This window comes from Pseudomonas sp. AKS31, assembly GCF_023634765.1.
Lineage (GTDB): Bacteria > Pseudomonadota > Gammaproteobacteria > Pseudomonadales > Pseudomonadaceae > Aquipseudomonas.
On sequence record NZ_JAMLFX010000003.1, the window covers coordinates 202,586 to 219,349 of the forward strand.

Sequence of the window (16,764 nt, forward strand, 5' to 3'; positions counted from 1 at the left end):
ACTCGGTATTGGCAGAGCTTCCGGCTCTTTGTCGATCAAGACAAGAGAAGGCTGGTTTCTAAGTGCTGTTATACTATAACATAAATCCAAATTAAGCCTGGGCAGGCCAATTTCAAAGCGTTGGTTTTCTACGTGATCCACCGTGGGAAGCGCGAAAACGCCACGCGCAACAAAAGCGCTGATTGGCTGCATTCTAAAGAGGATTATCCAATGTCAGCAGAGTTGCCCGTCACCGTTCTTTCAGGATTTCTCGGCGCCGGAAAAAGTACACTTTTGAATTACGTACTACGTAATCGAGACGGTTTGCGTGTGGCTGTTATCGTCAATGATATGAGCGAGATCAATATTGATGGCAGCGAAGTCCAGCGTGATGTCAGCCTGAATCGTTCAGAAGAAAAAATAGTCGAAATGAGTAACGGCTGTATCTGCTGTACGTTACGCGAGGACCTGTTGGAGGAGGTCAGCAAGCTCGCTCGTGAATCTCGCTTCGATTACCTGCTGATTGAATCCACTGGGATTTCCGAGCCACTGCCCGTGGCAGAGACGTTTACCTTCCGCGATGAGCACGGTCAGAGTCTCTCCGACATCGCGCGTCTGGACACCATGGTCACTGTAGTCGACGGTGTGAACTTCCTGCCGGACTACCAGGCAGCGGAAAGCCTCGCCTCCCGTGGCGAGATCCTTGGCGAAGAAGACGAGCGCTCCATCACGGATCTGTTGATCGAACAGATCGAGTTCGCCGACGTGCTGTTGATCAGCAAGATCGACTTGATCAGCCAGCGCGAGCGTGAGGAGTTGATCGCGATCCTCCAGCGTCTCAACGCCCAAGCGGAAATCATCCCGATGGTAATGGGCGAGGTGCCGTTGGAAAAAATCCTCAATACCGGACGTTTCGACTTCGAAAAGGCCGCCCAGGCGCCGGGTTGGCTGCAGGAGTTACGCGGTGAGCACGTGCCGGAAACCGACGAGTACGGCATCGCCTCCACAGCTTATCGCGCCCGCCGGCCCTTTCACCCGCAACGCTTTTTCAGCTTCATCGACCGTCCTTGGCTGAACGGTAAATTGCTGCGCTCCAAAGGCTTCTTTTGGCTGGCGAGCAAACCCACCGACGCCGGTAGCTGGTCGCAGGCCGGTGGTTTGATGCGCCACGGCTTTGCAGGGCGCTGGTGGCGTTTCGTGCCAAAGGAGCAGTGGCCACAAGATCAGGAAAGCACCGCCGCGATCATGGAAAACTGGACGCCGAGCGTAGGAGACTGCCGCCAGGAACTGGTGTTCATCGGTCAGAACATCGATTTCCTGCAGCTCTCAGTCGAACTGGATGAGTGCCTACTCACCGATGAGGAGATGGCACTCGGTGTAGAAGGCTGGCGTGCGCTACCGGATCCCTTTGGCCCTTGGCACGAAGAGGCTGCCTGATGCTTGCACTCAAATTGCAGCAAAACCGCCCCCGCCATCAGCATCAAGGCCCGACACCCAAAGCGCTGGCGCGAATTCTCGAGGACGATACCAACCTCGCCGTCTGGCAACGCCAACTGCCGTTGCACATCAGCGAATTCGCCCACCTGCTGCTGTCGCTCAATGAGCCCTTGGCGGAATCGTTGTGCCTTGAGTTGCCGGATGAGGACGCTGAACCCGATCTCACCGGCCTGGCATCAGGCTTCCGTGATCTGGAAGGCTACGAGGGTTTTATCGCCGACCTGAAATGGCTGGTCAGCGCATTCGCCTGCTTACTGGGGGCAAAGCGTGTAGGCCTGCGTCTGCGGGTGCTCGATAAAGCCATGTGTCCACGCTTCCATGTCGATCACGTGCCGGTGCGACTGATCACGACTTATGCGGGTGTCGGCAGCCAATGGCTCAAGGAGGGTGTGATGGATCGCAGTCAGTTGGGGCAGGTCAACGCCGAGCCACACGTGCAAATACAGCAACTCAACAGCGGCGACGTGGCGTTGCTGAAAGGCGAGAAATGGCACGGCAATGAAGGCTTCGGCCTGATCCACCGCTCGCCGCAACCGGCTGTGGGCGAACGCCGTCTGATACTGACCCTCGACTGGCTCGGCTAACGACTCAAGGCTTGAGCCACTTACCCTGGCTCTGGCCTTCGCAGTACGGCTTCAGGTACGCCGCATCCGTGGCCACACCGTAATAGTGGATATCCTGGCGATAAGGCATATTGGCGACTTGTGCGTTGCTGCATACGCCAAATGCACCGCTCGGGCACTGGTCGACGTACTGCACTTCGACTTTCTGCCCGGCCAGCGTCGGCTGACAGAAACCGTCGTTGAACAGTTTCTCCGGGATATTGCGGTTCTGCTGACAGACTTTGACGTCGAGCCGCTCGCCCTGACTGTGCACCACGCAGGCCTGGGCCCATGCTTCACTCGACAGCAGCGCCAACAGCAACGACCATCCCCTCCAACGCATCTTCGAATCTCCCAAGAAAGCTTCCGGCCATGTTGCAGAACATTCCTACCCATGTCATTGCTGGCCCTTTGGGCGCCGGCAAGACCAGTCTGATTCGCCAACTCATGGCCCAGCGCCCGGAAGGCGAGCGTTGGGCGGTGCTGATCAACGAGTTCGGCCAGATCGGTCTCGACGCCGCCCTGTTGACGAGCGACGCCGATGGTATCGCACTGGGCGAAGTAGCCGGCGGCTGCCTGTGTTGCGTCAATGGCGCGCCGTTTCAGATTGGCCTGGGGCGGTTGCTGCGCAGGGCGAAGCCGGATCGACTTTTCATCGAGCCGTCCGGCCTGGGGCATCCGGCGCAGTTGATCAAACAGCTGAACGAGGCGCCGTGGCGGGGTGTGCTGACGGTGCAGCCATGCGTGCTGGTCCTGGATGCTCAGGCGCTCCGGGCGGGGAAAGCATTGCCGGCAGCGCAGCAGGAAGCGTTAGCCAGTGCCGGGTTGTTGCTGCTGAACAAGGCGGAAAACCTTGATGAAAATGAGCGGCAGAAAATCGCCGGTCAGCTCCCACCGGTCCGGCAGATCTGGACGCAGCAGGCACAACTCACCTTGAACGATCTCCCGGGACTGGCAGCGCAAGCGGTTATCGGTGTGGATAACCTGGTGGTGCCCCAAGGATTGGCGCAGATGCCGGCCGTCTGGAGTGACCCGACGGTGCCGATTTGCCTGAGTCAGGCGCAGGAAGGCGGATGGAGCATTGGTTGGCGCTGGCATCCGGGGCAGAGGTTCGACAAGCGGCGCATTGCCGACTGCCTAGGGAATCTGGATTGGATCAGGGCGAAACTGGTTATCCACAGCACGGATGGCTGGGTGTCGGCGAATGCGCTGGAGAATGCAACGTTGATCTGGCAGGCCAGTGAATGGCGAAAAGATTCGCGAATCGAGCTGATCTTCAGTGAAGTGCAGGATGTTGAGGTGCTGCAGAGAACGCTGTCAGCGTGCCGGGAAGGTCAAGATCAATAGATCATAGCCATTGGCAGGCTTTTACGGCTTCCACTTGGTGTGTTCTTGCCGCCACTGGCTCAACTCGATCACTTCAGCCCGCGGCTTGTGCACTTCAACCACCGGCGGCGTGTCGTCGAACGGCGCCGGGTAGGGCGCCAGTTCGATCTGCGCACTGTGTGCGCCAAACTGGGTGATGGTGCCGTTATGCCGGGTTTCGCCGGTTACAGTGAACTCGAAGTTGTACACCCGCGCCAGTCGTCGGCGACCGTTGGCGTCCTTGATGAAACCGATCTTCTTCAGGGCCACGTTGCCGTCGAGCAACTCGACCCGCACGTTCAGACAATGCTGTTTGACCCGCTCCAGCGCGCGTTCGCGCAAGCCGTGGTTGTGCCACAGCCAGGCGCCGGCAGCGGCGAACAGTATCAGCACGAAGATGTTTTCCAGGGTCAGCATCAACATCGAACTCCAAAAGATAGCGTCAGCTTAACTGCGTCGCCGGTCTGTCGTACAGGCTGTGTTTCGTCGCATACTGCGCGGCTTGAATTTCAATCGTTTTACGGAATGACCCGAATGAAACGTACGCCTCATCTGCTCGCCATTCAGTCCCACGTGGTGTTCGGCCACGCCGGCAACAGCGCCGCGGTTTTTCCGATGCAGCGGGTCGGGGTCAATGTCTGGCCTCTCAACACCGTGCAGTTTTCCAACCACACCCAGTACGGCCAATGGGCCGGCGAAGTGCTGGCGCCGCAACAGATTCCCGAGCTGGTCGAAGGCATCGCCGCGATTGGCGAGCTGGGCAATTGCGATGCGGTACTGTCCGGTTACCTCGGCAGCGCGGCGCAGGGCCGGGCGATTCTCAGTGGTGTCGAGCGGATCAAATCGGTCAACCCGAAGGCGCTGTACCTGTGTGATCCGGTGATGGGCCATCCGGAAAAGGGGTGCAGCGTGCCGACCGAGGTCAGCGATTTCCTGCTGGAAGAGGCGGCAGCCGTGGCGGACATCATGTGTCCGAACCAGTTGGAGCTGGACAGCTTCTCCGGGCGCAAGCCGCAGTCGCTGTTCGATTGCCTGGCGATGGCGCGGGCGTTGCTGGCGCGCGGGCCGAAAGCAGTGCTGGTCAAGCATCTGGATTATCCGGGCAAACCGGCCGATGGTTTCGAGATGTTGTTGGTGACGGCCGAAGGCAGCTGGCATCTGCGCCGTCCGCTGCTGGCGTTTCCGCGGCAGCCGGTGGGCGTGGGCGATCTGACGTCCGGGCTGTTCCTGGCGCGGGTGCTGCTGGGTGACAGTCTGCTGGCGGCGTTCGAATTCACCGCGGCGGCGGTGCACGAGGTATTGCTGGAGACTCAAGCTTGCGCCAGTTATGAGCTGCAACTGGTGCGGGCGCAGGATCGCATTGCGCATCCGCGGGTGAAGTTCGAGGCGACGGCGATCAGCCTGTAATCGCCTAATCGTTCAAAAAGATCGCAGCCTTCGGCAGCTCCTACATGGGAATGCAAAACCCTGTAGGAGCTGCCGAAGGCTGCGATCTTTTGCTTTTGATCTCAGGCGTCGCCCTTGATCTCCTGATAGCGCTTCTCCAGCTCCTGGCGAATCTGCCGACGTTGCTGCGCCTGCATATAGCGACGCTTGTCTTCACTGTTCTGCGGTTGCAGCGGCGGCACGGCGGCCGGCTTGCGCTGGTCGTCTACCGCGACCATGGTGAAGAAGCAGCTGTTGGTGTGGCGCACCGAGCGCTCGCGGATGTTTTCGGTGACCACTTTGATGCCGACTTCCATCGAGGTGTTGCCGGTGTAGTTGACCGACGCGAGGAAGGTCACCAGTTCGCCGACATGGATCGGCTCGCGGAAAATCACCTGATCCACCGACAGCGTCACCACGTAGCGGCCGGCATAACGGCTCGCACAGGCGTAGGCCACTTCGTCGAGGTATTTGAGCAGGGTGCCGCCGTGGACATTGCCAGAGAAGTTGGCCATGTCGGGGGTCATCAGTACCGTCATCGACAGCTGGGCGTTTCCGGGTTCCATAACGTTCTCACGGATCAAGGCTGATTACTGGAAGCACCTCTGCGGGTGCCTGGTCGCTTTTCAAAAGCACCGTTATCGGGACGCCGGGCGACTGGCCGCCGTCACGCCGGAATCGATCTGTTTCCATATATTGCACCGCCTTCCAGCCGCAAGTCGCGGTGTTAACCTGCAAAAGCCCCTTACAAAGGCAATTCCCACACGAAAAGCGGATTTTTACTTCGCTCGCCCAGACCTTTCTGACGTCTGCTGGCGAGCCTCGTCATTCAAGGAGCCCACGCCATGCATGCCATCAGCTTTATTCAGGATCTGGCAGTGATCATGTTGGTCGCAGGTGTGGTGACTGTGTTGTTTCATCGCTTCAAACAGCCGGTGGTACTCGGCTACATCGTCGCCGGCTTCATCATCGGCCCGCACACCCCGCCGTTCGGCCTGATCCACGACGAAGAAACGATCAAGACCCTCGCCGAACTCGGGGTGATTTTCCTGATGTTCTGCCTCGGCCTGGAGTTCAGCCTGCGCAAGCTGTTCAAGGTCGGCGCCACGGCGTTTATTGCGGCGTTCCTCGAGATCGTCCTGATGATCTGGATCGGCTACGAAATCGGCCGCTGGTTCGACTGGAACACCATGGACTCGCTGTTCCTCGGCGCGATTCTGGCGATCTCCTCGACCACCATCATCGTCAAGGCCCTCAATGACCTGAAGATGAAAAACGAGCGCTTTGCGCAGTTGATCTTCGGCGTCCTGATTGTCGAAGACATCCTCGGCATCGGCATCATCGCGCTGCTATCGAGCATCGCCGTCAGCGGCACGGTCAGCTCCGGCGAAGTGTTTTCCACGGTCGGCAAACTGTCGCTGTTCATGATCGTCGCGCTGGTTATCGGCATCCTGTTGGTGCCGCGTTTGCTGGCTTACGTGGCCAAATTCGAAAGCAACGAGATGCTGCTGATCACTGTGCTCGGCCTGTGTTTCGGCTTCTGCCTGCTGGTGGTCAAGCTTGAATACAGCATGGTGCTTGGCGCCTTTCTGATCGGCGCGATCATGGCCGAGTCGCGACAATTGCTGAAGATCGAGCGCCTGATCGAGCCGGTCCGCGACCTGTTCAGTGCGATCTTCTTTGTCGCCATCGGCTTGATGCTCGATCCGCTGATTCTGCTCGAATACGCGTGGCCGATTGCGGTAATTACCGTAGCCGTCGTACTCGGCAAGATGTTGTCCTGCGGTCTCGGAGCGTTTATCGCCGGCAATGACGGACGCACCTCACTGCGCGTGGGGATGGGCCTGTCACAGATTGGCGAATTTTCCTTCATCATCGCCGCGCTCGGGATGACCTTGCAGGTGACCAGTAACTTCCTCTACCCGGTCGCCGTGGCGGTGTCGGTGATCACCACGCTGCTGACGCCGTATCTGATTCGCGCGGCGGATCCGCTGTCGATCAAGCTGTCCGGTGCCGTACCCAAACGTTTGGGGCGTGTGTTGGGCATGTACGGTGAGTGGCTGCGCAGCATCCAGCCGCAAGGCGAGGGCGCGATGCTGGCGTCGATTATCCGCAAAATCCTGCTGCAAGTCGGGGTCAATCTGGCGCTGGTGATTGCGATCTTCTTCGCCGGAGCGTATTTCGCCGAGCGCATCTCGCTGTCGCTGCAAGACTGGATCAGTGATCCGAGCTGGCAGAAGGCATTGATCTGGGGCGGGGCGCTGCTGGTGTCGTTGCCGTTCCTGATCGCGGCGTATCGCAAGCTCAAGGCGCTGTCGATGCTGCTGGCAGAGATGGGCGTGAAGCCTGAGATGGCGGGGCGTCACACGCAGCGAGTGCGCCGGGTGATCTCCGAAGTGATCCCGATCCTCTCGCTGCTGGTGATTTTCCTGCTATTGGCAGCCTTGTCGGCCAGTATCCTGCCGACCAACAAGTTGCTGGTGCTGATCGCCGTGGTCGCGGCCGCCGTGGCGGCGCTGCTCTGGCGCTGGTTCATCCGCGTGCACACGCGGATGCAGGTGGCGCTGCTGGAAACCCTCGACAACCACAAGGAGTCGTCGGGACATTGACCTGCCGGGGCGGCTGGCCGATCAGCTTTCCAGCCAGACGTCCCGCGCCCAGTGCCACACCGACTCCCAGGTTTCTTCGGCAATCAGCTCTTCTTCTGCCTGCCACAGCACTACCGTGCCATCTTCTTCGACGCAGTAGTAGTCATCACCGTCCTGACAGATCGGGATCAGGCTGCGATCAACACCGACATCCCAAGCGTTGGCGGCAACATCCGGCAAATAGGTGTGGGATTGCGGGTCGGTGACGGTCACCGGCTCGAGGCTGCCGTAAACCACATCGCTGACGGTCAGCAGAAACTCTTTGAAGACAAACGGAATGTCGATGAACAGTTGTTCTTCGATTTCAACCAGCAGATCTTCGTCAGGCAACTCCAAAGGAACCGGCACGGGTTCGTTGGCTTCACGCAGTTGTTCGATGATTTCTTCCACGTCCGGGATCCTCTTGCTTGAATGGCGCGGTTTATATGGGCCGGTTTATACAGTAGCTCGCTATAGATGCAACCGCGAAATAGAAAACCCCAGCCGAGGCTGGGGTTTTTATTACCGCAAGTGAAGCGTGAACAGGGATCAGCCGTTCTGGCGGATACCGGCCACCAGCCAAGGCTGGTTGTCGCCCTGCGGACGTTCCATGTTCCAGCTTTCGCTGAACACTTCGCCCTGGTCGAAGCGCGAGGTTTTCGACACACCGCTGAAGGTCAGGGTGGCGATGGTTTTGTCGGCACGGTCATCAACGCCGTCCAGTTGCACCTGGAGGTTGTCGATGTAGGTCGACTGGAAAGCGTCACCCAGATCTGCACGCTCACGCTTGAGGAACTCAAGCATTTGCGGGGTCACGAACTCGGCGATCTTGTCCATTTCGTTGGCATCCCAGTGCTGCTGCAGCGACTGGAAGTGGCTGCGTGCAGCTTCAAGGAAGTTCTGCTCGTTGAACCAGGCCGGCGCGTTGATTACCGGACGGGCGGCAGCAGGCGCAGCCGAACCACCGAAGATCGAACCCATGGCAGCAGGTTTCTGCTCGAACACTTCACGCTGCATCGGCGCACCGGCCGGAGCGAATTGCTCTTGCTGCTTGCGGCGACGCGCGGCGATGAAGCGGAAGATCACGAACGCGATCACGGCCATGATCAGGATGTCGAAGATCTGCATGCCCTGGAAGCCACCGCCCATGAACATGGAAGCGAGCAAGCCACCGGCGGCGATACCGGCCAGAGGGCCGAGCCATTTCGAAGCACCACCGGCCTTGGCGGCAGCGCCAGCGGCACCGGCAGCACCAGCGGTCGCTGCTGCGCCGCCGACACCTGGAGAAGAAGGAGCCATCTGGCTGGTCTGGTGCGTCGGCGCAGCGCCGGCGCTTTTGCCACCACCAAAGCGCTTGGCGTTGGCGTCGAGGCTCATCGTCAGGCCGATGCACAACGCCATGGCGATGCTAAGAAAACGTTTCATAAAGGGTATTCCCGTTTGTGGAGACACGCGCGCCATGTTGCACAGCTGAAGTGTTACTGGCTAGCGAGAGAGTGTTTCGGGCTTTTGCCTGACAGGTCGCGTTCAGCTTCGCGAGGCAATCAGCCTATGTACTTTTGTCTGTAGGAAAAGGAGATAGGTTCAGCGGGATTGATGCACTGTGCGCCGTATTACCTGTGGGAGCGAGCCTGCTCGCTCCCACATTTGTTCAGTGCAGGTCGTCAGATTGCTTCCAGCTTGGCGTAACCGAGCATCAGCCACTTGCTGCCTTCGCTGAAGTTCACCTGTACCCGTGCCTGGGCGCCGGCACCTTCAAAGTTGAGAATCACGCCGTCACCGAAGATCGAATGGCGTACCGCCTGACCGAGGCTGAAACCTGTTTCCGGGATTTCGCTGCCACTGAACAGGTTGCTGCCGCTCATCGACTGGTTGCCGCCGAACGGTCGGCTGACGCTGTTCGACAAGCGCACTTCCTGAATCAGTCCTTTCGGTACTTCGCGTACGAAACGCGAAACCTTGTTGTAAGTCTCGCTGCCGTAAAGGCGTCGGGTTTCAGCATAGGTCATCACCAGATTCTGCATCGCCCGGGTAATGCCCACGTAAGCCAGACGCCGCTCTTCTTCGAGACGCCCCGGTTCTTCCAGGCTCATCTTGTGCGGGAACAGGCCTTCTTCCATGCCCACGAGGAACACGTAAGGGAATTCCAGGCCTTTGGCGCTGTGCAGGGTCATCAGCTGAATGCTGTCTTCGTGCTCGTCGGCCTGAGTATCGCCAGCCTCCAGCGAAGCATGGCCGAGGAACGCCGCCAGTGGCGTCAGTTCTTCGTCCTCTTCGGTGTTCTCGAAGTTGCGCGCGGCGCTGACCAGTTCCTCAAGGTTTTCTACCCGGGCCTGGCCTTTCTCGCCTTTTTCCGCTTCGTGATAAGCGATCAGGCCGGACTGCTCGATGACGGTTTGCGTCATCAGGTGCAGCGGCATCTCGGTGCACTTGGCAGCGAGGTTTTCGATCAACTCGATAAACGCACCCAGCGCACCGGCTGCTCGACCGGTCAGGCCTTTGTTGGCGACCAGTTGGCGCATGGCTTCCCACATCGAAACATCGCTGTGCCGGGCGTGCTCGCGAATGGCTTCGACGGTTTTTTCGCCGATGCCACGAGCCGGTACGTTGATCACCCGCTCAAGCGCCGCATCGTTGCCACGACCTTCAAGCAAACGCAGGTAGGCCATGGCGTTCTTGATTTCGGCACGTTCGAAGAAGCGCTGACCGCCATAGATGCGGTACGGAATGCGCTCACGCAGCAAGGCTTCTTCGAGAACGCGCGATTGGGCGTTGGAGCGGTACAGAATCGCGATATCGCTGCGAGCGAGGCCGGTTTTCAGCGCGCTTTCGATGGTTTCGACAACGTAGCGTGCTTCGTCGTGTTCGTTGAACGCGGCGTACAGATTGATTGCTTCGCCATCACCACCGTCGGTCCACAGCTCTTTGCCCAGACGCCCGGTGTTGTTGGCGATCAGGGCGTTGGCGGCCTTGAGGATGCCGGCGGTGGAGCGGTAGTTCTGCTCCAGACGAATGGTCACCGAATCCGGAAAGTCGGAGGAGTACTGATGAATGTTCTCGATCTTCGCGCCACGCCAGCCGTAAATCGACTGGTCGTCGTCGCCCACCACCATCAGGCTGTCGCCACCCTTGCCGAGCAGACGCAACCAGGCGTATTGCACGGCGTTGGTGTCCTGGAACTCGTCCACCAGAATATGCCGGAAGCGCTTTTGATAATGCGCCAGCAGGCCCGGGTGATCGCGCCACAGGTCGAGGGCACGCAGCAGCAGTTCAGAGAAATCGATGACGCCGGCACGCTGGCACGCCGCCTCGTAGGCTTCGTAAATGCCGCGCATGGTCGCCAGATACAAATCGCCGCTGGCCTGGATATGTTGCGGACGCAGACCTTCGTCTTTCTGGCCATTGATGAACCACTGCGCCTGACGCGCCGGCCAGCGTTGCTCGTCGAGGCCCAGCTCGCGGATCACCCGCTTGACCAGCCGTTGCTGATCGTCGCTGTCGAGAATCTGGAAAGTCTGGCTCAGGCCCGCTTCCTGCCAGTGCGCCCGCAGCAAGCGGTGCGCCAGGCCGTGGAAGGTGCCGACCCACATGCCGGCCGGGTTGATCCCCAGCAATTGCTCGATGCGGTGACGCATCTCGGCAGCGGCCTTGTTGGTGAAGGTCACCGACAGGATGGAGTGGGGCGAGGCGTTTTCGACCTGGATCAACCAGGCGATACGGTGCACCAGCACTCGGGTTTTACCGGAACCGGCGCCGGCCAGGACCAACTGACGGCCAACGGGGGCTGCTACGGCCTGACGTTGGGCATCGTTGAGGGAGTTCAGCAGAAGGGAGAGATCATCGCGCATCGGGGCATTCTAGGGTGCGCCGCAGGCCCGGGCAAACCGAGCTTTGCATTAGCCGATGAAACTCCCGTCGATGACGACCGGTCGGTCACTGGCTACAGGCATCGGCCCGCCGCGCTCCAAGGGTTTGGCCAGTGGCAAAGGACGGAAAAGTTTCGCGGAAATTATGATGTGGAGCAGTTTGGCAACGGGATCGGCTTGTGTATGCTCCGTCCACGTTTCGGGCGCACGCCCTCCTTATAAGAACAAGAACGTTGCCCATGACCCTCAGCTCCGAACTGTCGGGCCCCTCCGTGGAACCCCGGGTTATCCGCAAGCACTATGCTGTCGAGATGGCGGTCGAGCGCACGCGTCTGCTGTATCAGGGCTCGTTGTTGCCCACGCTGTTCATGTTGATCAATGGTCTGGTCTGCGCCGCTTTGCTCTGGAGCCCGCAGCGCTACTTCGTGGTCAGCGTCTGGCTGGTGTGGTTGCTGTCGCTGGTGGCATTGCGGGTGATTCAGGTGGCGGCGTTCGATTCGGCGATCCCCGATCGTCAGGCGCAACCGATCTGGCGGCGGATGTTTCTGCTCGGCTCGACCATGACCGGTCTGACCCTGGCCGGTGCCGGCATCGCTCTGGTACCCGCCGACAACTTCATTCAGCAGGCCTGGGTGTTCGGCCTGATCGGCGCCGCGACCCTCTCGGCCAGCGTCGCCTACGCGGTGAGCCTGCCGGCGTTTCTGTCGTTTACCTTGCCCTGCCTGTTGCCGGCGATCGGTTATCTGTTCTGGGGCGGTGACGAGCAGGCGCGCGGTTGGGGCTGGCTCGGTCTGATCCTGCTCGGCTCGCTGAGCGTGGTCGCGTGGCAGGTCAATCGGCTGATCGATCGCGGCTTGCTGCGGCGCTTCCAGAATCAGCACTTGATCGAACACCTGCAACAGACGCAGTCGCGCAGCGAACAGCTCAATCAGGATCTTGCCAAAGAAATCGACCAGCGCCGCTGCGCCGAAGGCAAATTGCGTGAAGCGCAGGTTGAACTTGAAGACCGCGTGGCCCAGCGCAGCCTTGAACTGGACGCGGCCAATCAGGCCCTGAGCAAAAGCGAAGCGCGGCTGGCGCTGGCGTTGAAGGCCAGTGAGCTGGGGCTGTGGGACTGGAACCTGCAAACCGACGAAGTCCACCACACGCAGATTCAGGAGCTGTTCGGCCTCGCTCCGGAATACGTCACGGCGCTTTTGCGCGACCTCAAGCCACGTCTGCATCCGGACGATGTGCCGACGCTGAAATACGCGTTGATCGAGCACTTGAAGGGACGCACCGAGGACTATCAGATCGAATACCGCGTACGTCACGGCGATGGCCATTGGGTGTGGATCGAAGACCGAGGCCGCGCCGTAGAGCGCAGCGACAGCGGCCGGGTGATCCGCATGGTCGGCACCCGCCGCGACATCAGCGCCAGCAAAAGCCTCGAAGAGCAGCAGCGCCTGGCGGCAACCGTATTCGAAGCGGCCAGTGAAGGCATCGTGATTCTCGACCCGAACTATGCGCTGATCGCGATCAATCAGGCGTTCAGCCGCGTCACCGGCTACGACATTGAAGACATGCTCGGGCGCAATGTCGTCGAATTGCCGTGCAGCCGCGATGCTCGCCGCCATTACCTGGCGATCCGTCATGCGCTTGAGCAGCACGGCAGTTGGCAGGGCGAACTGGTGGAGACGCGCAAGAACGGCGAGCTGTATCCGCAGTGGCTACAGCTGAATGCGGTGCGCGATAGTCGGGGAAATGTCAGCCATATTGTGGGCTTCTTCGCCGATCTGTCGGCGCGCCGCGAATCTGAAGAGCGCATGCGTTACTTGACCCACTACGACGAGCTCACCGGGTTGGCCAACCGCTCACTGTTCCGCGAGCGTTTGCATGAAGCGCATCAGCGCTCGCGTCAGGGCCGGCGCAGTCTGGCGTTGCTGCACATCAATCTCGATCGTTTCAAATTGCTCAACGACAGCCTCGGCCATGAGATTGCCGACCAGTTGCTGCAAAAAATGGCGCGCCGCCTGGTCAACGCCTTGCCGGAAGCGGACACAATCGCCCGTTTGTCCGGCGACGAATTCGCCGTGCTGTTCGATGCCTACGGCAATCTGTCGAGTCTGGCCCGGGTCGCCACGCGCCTGTCGAGCAAATTACGCCTGCCACTGACAGTCGAAGGGCATGAGCTGGTGGTCAGCGCCTCGATGGGCATCAGCATGCTGCCGGACAACGCCCGGGAAATCTCCGCACTGGTCAGCCAGTCGAACATGGCCATGCAACATGCCAAGCACCTGGGCGGGAACAACTTCCAGTTCTACACCGACAGCCTGCAGGCCAGCACCCTTGAGCGCTTGCAACTGGAAAACCAGTTGCGCAAAGCCATCGAGGAAAAACAGTTGAACGTGTTCTATCAACCGAAGCTGTGCCTGCAAACCGGACGGCTGAATGCGGCGGAAGCGCTGGTGCGCTGGGATCATCCAACCATGGGCCGGGTGCCGCCGGGGGAGTTCATCGGGTTGGCGGAGGAAACCGGTCTGATCGGGCCGATCGGCGAGTTCGTCTTGCGCCAGGCGTGCTGGCAGGCCTGCGAATGGCAGCGGCAGGGGCTGGAACCGATCCGTGTTTCGGTGAACCTGTCGGTGCATCAACTGCGTCAGGGCAAACTGGTCAGTCTGGTGCGGCAGGTGTTGGAGGAGACCGGTCTGGCGGCGCATTTTCTCGAGCTGGAATTGACCGAAAGCCAATTGCTCGACAGCGTCGAGCACATCATCGCGACCTTCCAGCAACTGCGTGATTTGGGGGTGAAACTGGCCATCGATGATTTCGGCACCGGATACTCCTCGCTGAGTTACCTCAAGCGTATTCCGGTGGATTACGTGAAGATCGATCAGGCGTTCATACGCGGTTTGGGGGAGGGCAGTGAAGATGCGGCGATCACTCGCGCGATCATTGCCATGGCCCATGGCTTGTCGCTGAAAGTGGTCGCCGAAGGTGTCGAGCGCCAGGAGCAGCTGGATTTTTTACGCGCCGAGCGTTGCGATGAAGTGCAGGGTTATCTGATCAGTCGCCCGGTCGAAGCCGCTGCTCTGGCTGGGCTTTTGCGCGAACAGGACAAACCGCTTTAAGGGCTACATGCGGTCCATCGCGCCTGATACGGGGACATGGAGTTACGCATTGAGCAGGCAAAAAGCCAATTCATGTAGTATAACTACAAGCGTGCTACATCCTTGCCCATAAGAAGAGTCCAGCCCCTTGAATCTGCTGCAACACATCGCCCAGTCACGTCACCTGTTACGCAAGTCGGAGCTCAAGGTCGCCGACCACGTGCTGCTTGACCCTGCGGCAGTGATGCACAGTTCCATGGCCGACCTCGCCCACAGCGTTGGCATCAGTGAGCCGACCATCGTGCGCTTCTGTCGCGCCATTGGTTGCTCCGGCTTCCAGGATCTCAAGCTCAAACTGGCGCAAAGCCTGGCCGCCGGTGCCAGCTTCGGCCAGTTCGCGATCCATGAAGACGACTCGGTCGCCGATTACAGCCTAAAGATTTTCGACACCACATTGCACACCTTGATGGAGGTTCGCGAGAAGCTCGATCCGGTGGAGCTGCAGCGCGCGGTGACGTTGATGTCGCAGGCGCAGCGGGTCGAGTTCTACGGCTTCGGTGCGTCGGGCGCTGTGGCGGCGGACGCGCAGCACAAGTTCTTCCGGTTGCTGCTGACGGCGGCGGCGTATTCCGATCCGCACATGCAGGCAATGTCGGCAGTGACGTTGAAACCGACCGATGTGGCGATCTGCATTTCTCAGTCGGGGCGTTCCAAGGATCTGCTGATCACCGCCAATCTGGTGCGTGAGAGCGGCGCTTCGCTGATTACCTTGTGCCCGAGTCAGACGCCGTTGGCCGAACTGTCGACGGTCAATCTGGCGATCGATGTGCACGAAGACACCGAGATCTATACACCGCTGACTTCGCGTATCGCGCATCTGGTGGTGATCGACGTGCTGGCGATGGGCGTAGCGATGGCGCGTGGGCCGAGTCTGGTCAATCACCTCAAGAGCGTGAAGCGCAGTCTGCGCAGCTTGCGCTTGTCGCCGAAAGCCGTGAAAGCCCTCGATGACTAAGATCAAAAGATCGCAGCCTTCGGCAGCTTCTACATTGGAATGCATTTCCCTGTAGGAGCTGCCGAAGGCTGCGATTTGCTTTTCGAAGTAAACCTTCATCAGTTTGTCACCCCGAAGAAGCCAAACCGTCATCCCTCCCGCCTATCGTGAAACTCCCGTACTCGCCTTGGGAGAATCGAAATGGCTCAGCCCTACGAAGAACGCAACAGCGCCGCGAAAACCCGTCGTCAGCAGGAAGACCAGCGCCGCATGGAGTTTCGCCGCGCAATCGAAGATCGCTTCGAACTTCGCCAGCTTCAAGCCGAAATCGGCGATTTTCCCGAAATCAACCACTGGCAGGCGGCTCCCGCAACTTCCCGTCGAAGCGCTCAACCAGCGCGCTGATCTGCACCCGTTCGCTGCGGATAAACGCCAGGAAGGCGTGTGCCACCGGTGACAAGCGTTTGGCTTTGGCTTGCACCAGGCACCAGCTACGGAACAGTGGCAATTCTTCGACCGGCAGTTCGACGAGTCCGCCGGTCGCCAGCTCCAGGTTCAGGGCGTGGCGCGTCAACAGCGCCAGGCCCAGACCCGCCTGCACGCATTCACGCTGAGCTTCGGCTGAGGCCACTTCCTGAGTCTGGGTGAAGTGCACGCGTTTCTCTTTGAAGTACTCTTCGCACGCCAGTCGGGTACCTGAACCCGGTTCGCGGATCAGCAGCGTGTAAGGCTCAAGATCTTGCAGGCGCAGTGGCCCCATGTGCGCCAACGGGTGATCCGGGCGCGCCACGGCAACAATCGGGTTGTTGAGGAAGGGCAGGAATTCCAGGCCCATGTCCTGCGGCACCATCGACATGATCACCAGATCGTCGCGGTTGTCCGACAGCCGTCGAATCACTTGGCCACGGTTGACCACCGTCAGTTGCAGATTCACTTCCGGGTGCTGGCGCTTGAACGCGGCGAACAGATGCGGCACGAAGTATTTGGCGCTGGATTCCACCGCGAGTTTCAGCTGACCTTGCAGCGACCCCTGCATGTCCGACAGCTGCATATCGAGGTTTTCCAGCCGCCCGAAGATGTCCCGACTGGCGCGCTGAAGGGCTTCGGCGGCCTCGGTCATATAGAGTTTTTTGCCGACATAATCGAATAATGGCTGGCCGATCAGCTCTTCGAGCTGACGAATCTGTAGGCTGACGGCCGGTTGGGTGAGGGACATTTCCTCGGCGGCGCGGCTGTAAGAGCGTAAATCACACACTTCGTTGAAGATCTGCAATTGACGCAATGTCATACGCATCAGGGACTTACGCATTTCTTATAGGC

15 protein-coding genes are annotated in these 16,764 nt (G+C 59.7%); 8 read left to right on the forward strand and 7 right to left on the reverse strand.

Translation table 11 applies throughout. The annotated features are described in order from the left end of the window. Positions 1 to 210: 210 nt before the first annotated feature. Entirely contained in the window at positions 211 to 1,416 is a 1,206-nt protein-coding gene (gene zigA / locus M9827_RS11930; protein ID WP_250605897.1) for a zinc metallochaperone GTPase ZigA, read from the forward strand. Continuing rightward, positions 1,416 to 2,060 carry a DUF1826 domain-containing protein gene (locus M9827_RS11935; protein ID WP_250605608.1) on the forward strand — a complete coding sequence of 215 codons (645 nt, stop codon included), beginning with the start codon at positions 1,416 to 1,418 and terminating at the stop codon, positions 2,058 to 2,060. Before zigA ends, M9827_RS11935 begins: the two co-directional genes overlap by 1 nt. A gap of 4 nt (positions 2,061 to 2,064) precedes the next feature. On the opposite strand, the gene M9827_RS11940 is transcribed toward M9827_RS11935, so the two are convergent. Further along, positions 2,065 to 2,421, reverse strand: a complete 357-nt coding sequence (locus M9827_RS11940; RefSeq protein WP_250605609.1) for an NADH:ubiquinone oxidoreductase — start codon at positions 2,419 to 2,421, stop codon at positions 2,065 to 2,067. Between the two features lie 29 nt (positions 2,422 to 2,450). Between M9827_RS11940 and M9827_RS11945 the strand changes: the two genes are divergently transcribed. Then, entirely contained in the window at positions 2,451 to 3,425 is a 975-nt protein-coding gene (locus M9827_RS11945) for a CobW family GTP-binding protein (protein WP_250605610.1), read from the forward strand. Between the two features lie 21 nt (positions 3,426 to 3,446). Here the strand turns inward: M9827_RS11945 and M9827_RS11950 are convergent, their stop codons facing one another. Then, entirely contained in the window at positions 3,447 to 3,860 is a 414-nt protein-coding gene (locus M9827_RS11950; RefSeq protein ID WP_026000521.1) for a DUF3301 domain-containing protein, read from the reverse strand. Positions 3,861 to 3,977: 117 nt separating this feature from the next. On the opposite strand from M9827_RS11950, the gene pdxY reads away from it, so the two are divergent. Continuing rightward, complete coding sequence (gene pdxY / locus M9827_RS11955) at positions 3,978 to 4,850, forward strand: pyridoxal kinase PdxY (protein WP_250605611.1); 873 nt, start codon at positions 3,978 to 3,980, stop codon at positions 4,848 to 4,850. A 101-nt stretch (positions 4,851 to 4,951) separates the two neighbouring features. On the opposite strand, the gene M9827_RS11960 is transcribed toward pdxY, so the two are convergent. Further along, positions 4,952 to 5,434 (reverse strand): acyl-CoA thioesterase, encoded by a 483-nt coding sequence (locus tag M9827_RS11960; RefSeq protein WP_003229693.1) that lies wholly within the window; start codon positions 5,432 to 5,434, stop codon positions 4,952 to 4,954. A 279-nt stretch (positions 5,435 to 5,713) separates the two neighbouring features. Between M9827_RS11960 and M9827_RS11965 the strand changes: the two genes are divergently transcribed. Continuing rightward, on the forward strand, positions 5,714 to 7,477 hold the full coding sequence (locus M9827_RS11965; protein WP_250605612.1) for a cation:proton antiporter: 1,764 nt from the start codon (positions 5,714 to 5,716) through the stop codon (positions 7,475 to 7,477). Positions 7,478 to 7,498: 21 nt separating this feature from the next. Here the strand turns inward: M9827_RS11965 and M9827_RS11970 are convergent, their stop codons facing one another. The 3 genes from M9827_RS11970 to uvrD form a co-directional block, all read right to left on the reverse strand. Next, on the reverse strand, positions 7,499 to 7,906 hold the full coding sequence (locus M9827_RS11970) for an SMI1/KNR4 family protein (RefSeq protein ID WP_038359443.1): 408 nt from the start codon (positions 7,904 to 7,906) through the stop codon (positions 7,499 to 7,501). 138 nt (positions 7,907 to 8,044) lie between these two features. Then, entirely contained in the window at positions 8,045 to 8,920 is an 876-nt protein-coding gene (locus tag M9827_RS11975) for a Tim44 domain-containing protein (protein WP_095049619.1), read from the reverse strand. 239 nt (positions 8,921 to 9,159) lie between these two features. Continuing rightward, the gene (gene uvrD / locus M9827_RS11980; protein WP_250605613.1) at positions 9,160 to 11,343 is read right to left on the reverse strand and encodes a DNA helicase II; all 2,184 of its coding nucleotides are present in this window, start codon (positions 11,341 to 11,343) and stop codon (positions 9,160 to 9,162) included. 257 nt (positions 11,344 to 11,600) lie between these two features. On the opposite strand from uvrD, the gene M9827_RS11985 reads away from it, so the two are divergent. From M9827_RS11985 to M9827_RS11995, 3 genes are all read left to right on the forward strand, one after another. Then, complete coding sequence (locus tag M9827_RS11985; protein WP_250605614.1) at positions 11,601 to 14,471, forward strand: putative bifunctional diguanylate cyclase/phosphodiesterase; 2,871 nt, start codon at positions 11,601 to 11,603, stop codon at positions 14,469 to 14,471. A 127-nt stretch (positions 14,472 to 14,598) separates the two neighbouring features. Beyond that, positions 14,599 to 15,465, forward strand: coding sequence for a transcriptional regulator HexR (gene hexR / locus M9827_RS11990; RefSeq protein WP_007962240.1), 867 nt, complete (start codon positions 14,599 to 14,601; stop codon positions 15,463 to 15,465). 180 nt (positions 15,466 to 15,645) lie between these two features. Further along, complete coding sequence (locus M9827_RS11995) at positions 15,646 to 15,849, forward strand: PA3496 family putative envelope integrity protein (protein WP_123454772.1); 204 nt, start codon at positions 15,646 to 15,648, stop codon at positions 15,847 to 15,849. Here M9827_RS11995 and M9827_RS12000 read toward each other — a convergent pair. Beyond that, the gene (locus tag M9827_RS12000) at positions 15,791 to 16,753 is read right to left on the reverse strand and encodes a LysR family transcriptional regulator (RefSeq protein ID WP_250605615.1); all 963 of its coding nucleotides are present in this window, start codon (positions 16,751 to 16,753) and stop codon (positions 15,791 to 15,793) included. The two genes, M9827_RS11995 and M9827_RS12000, sit on opposite strands and share 59 nt — an antisense overlap. Positions 16,754 to 16,764 lie beyond the last annotated feature (11 nt).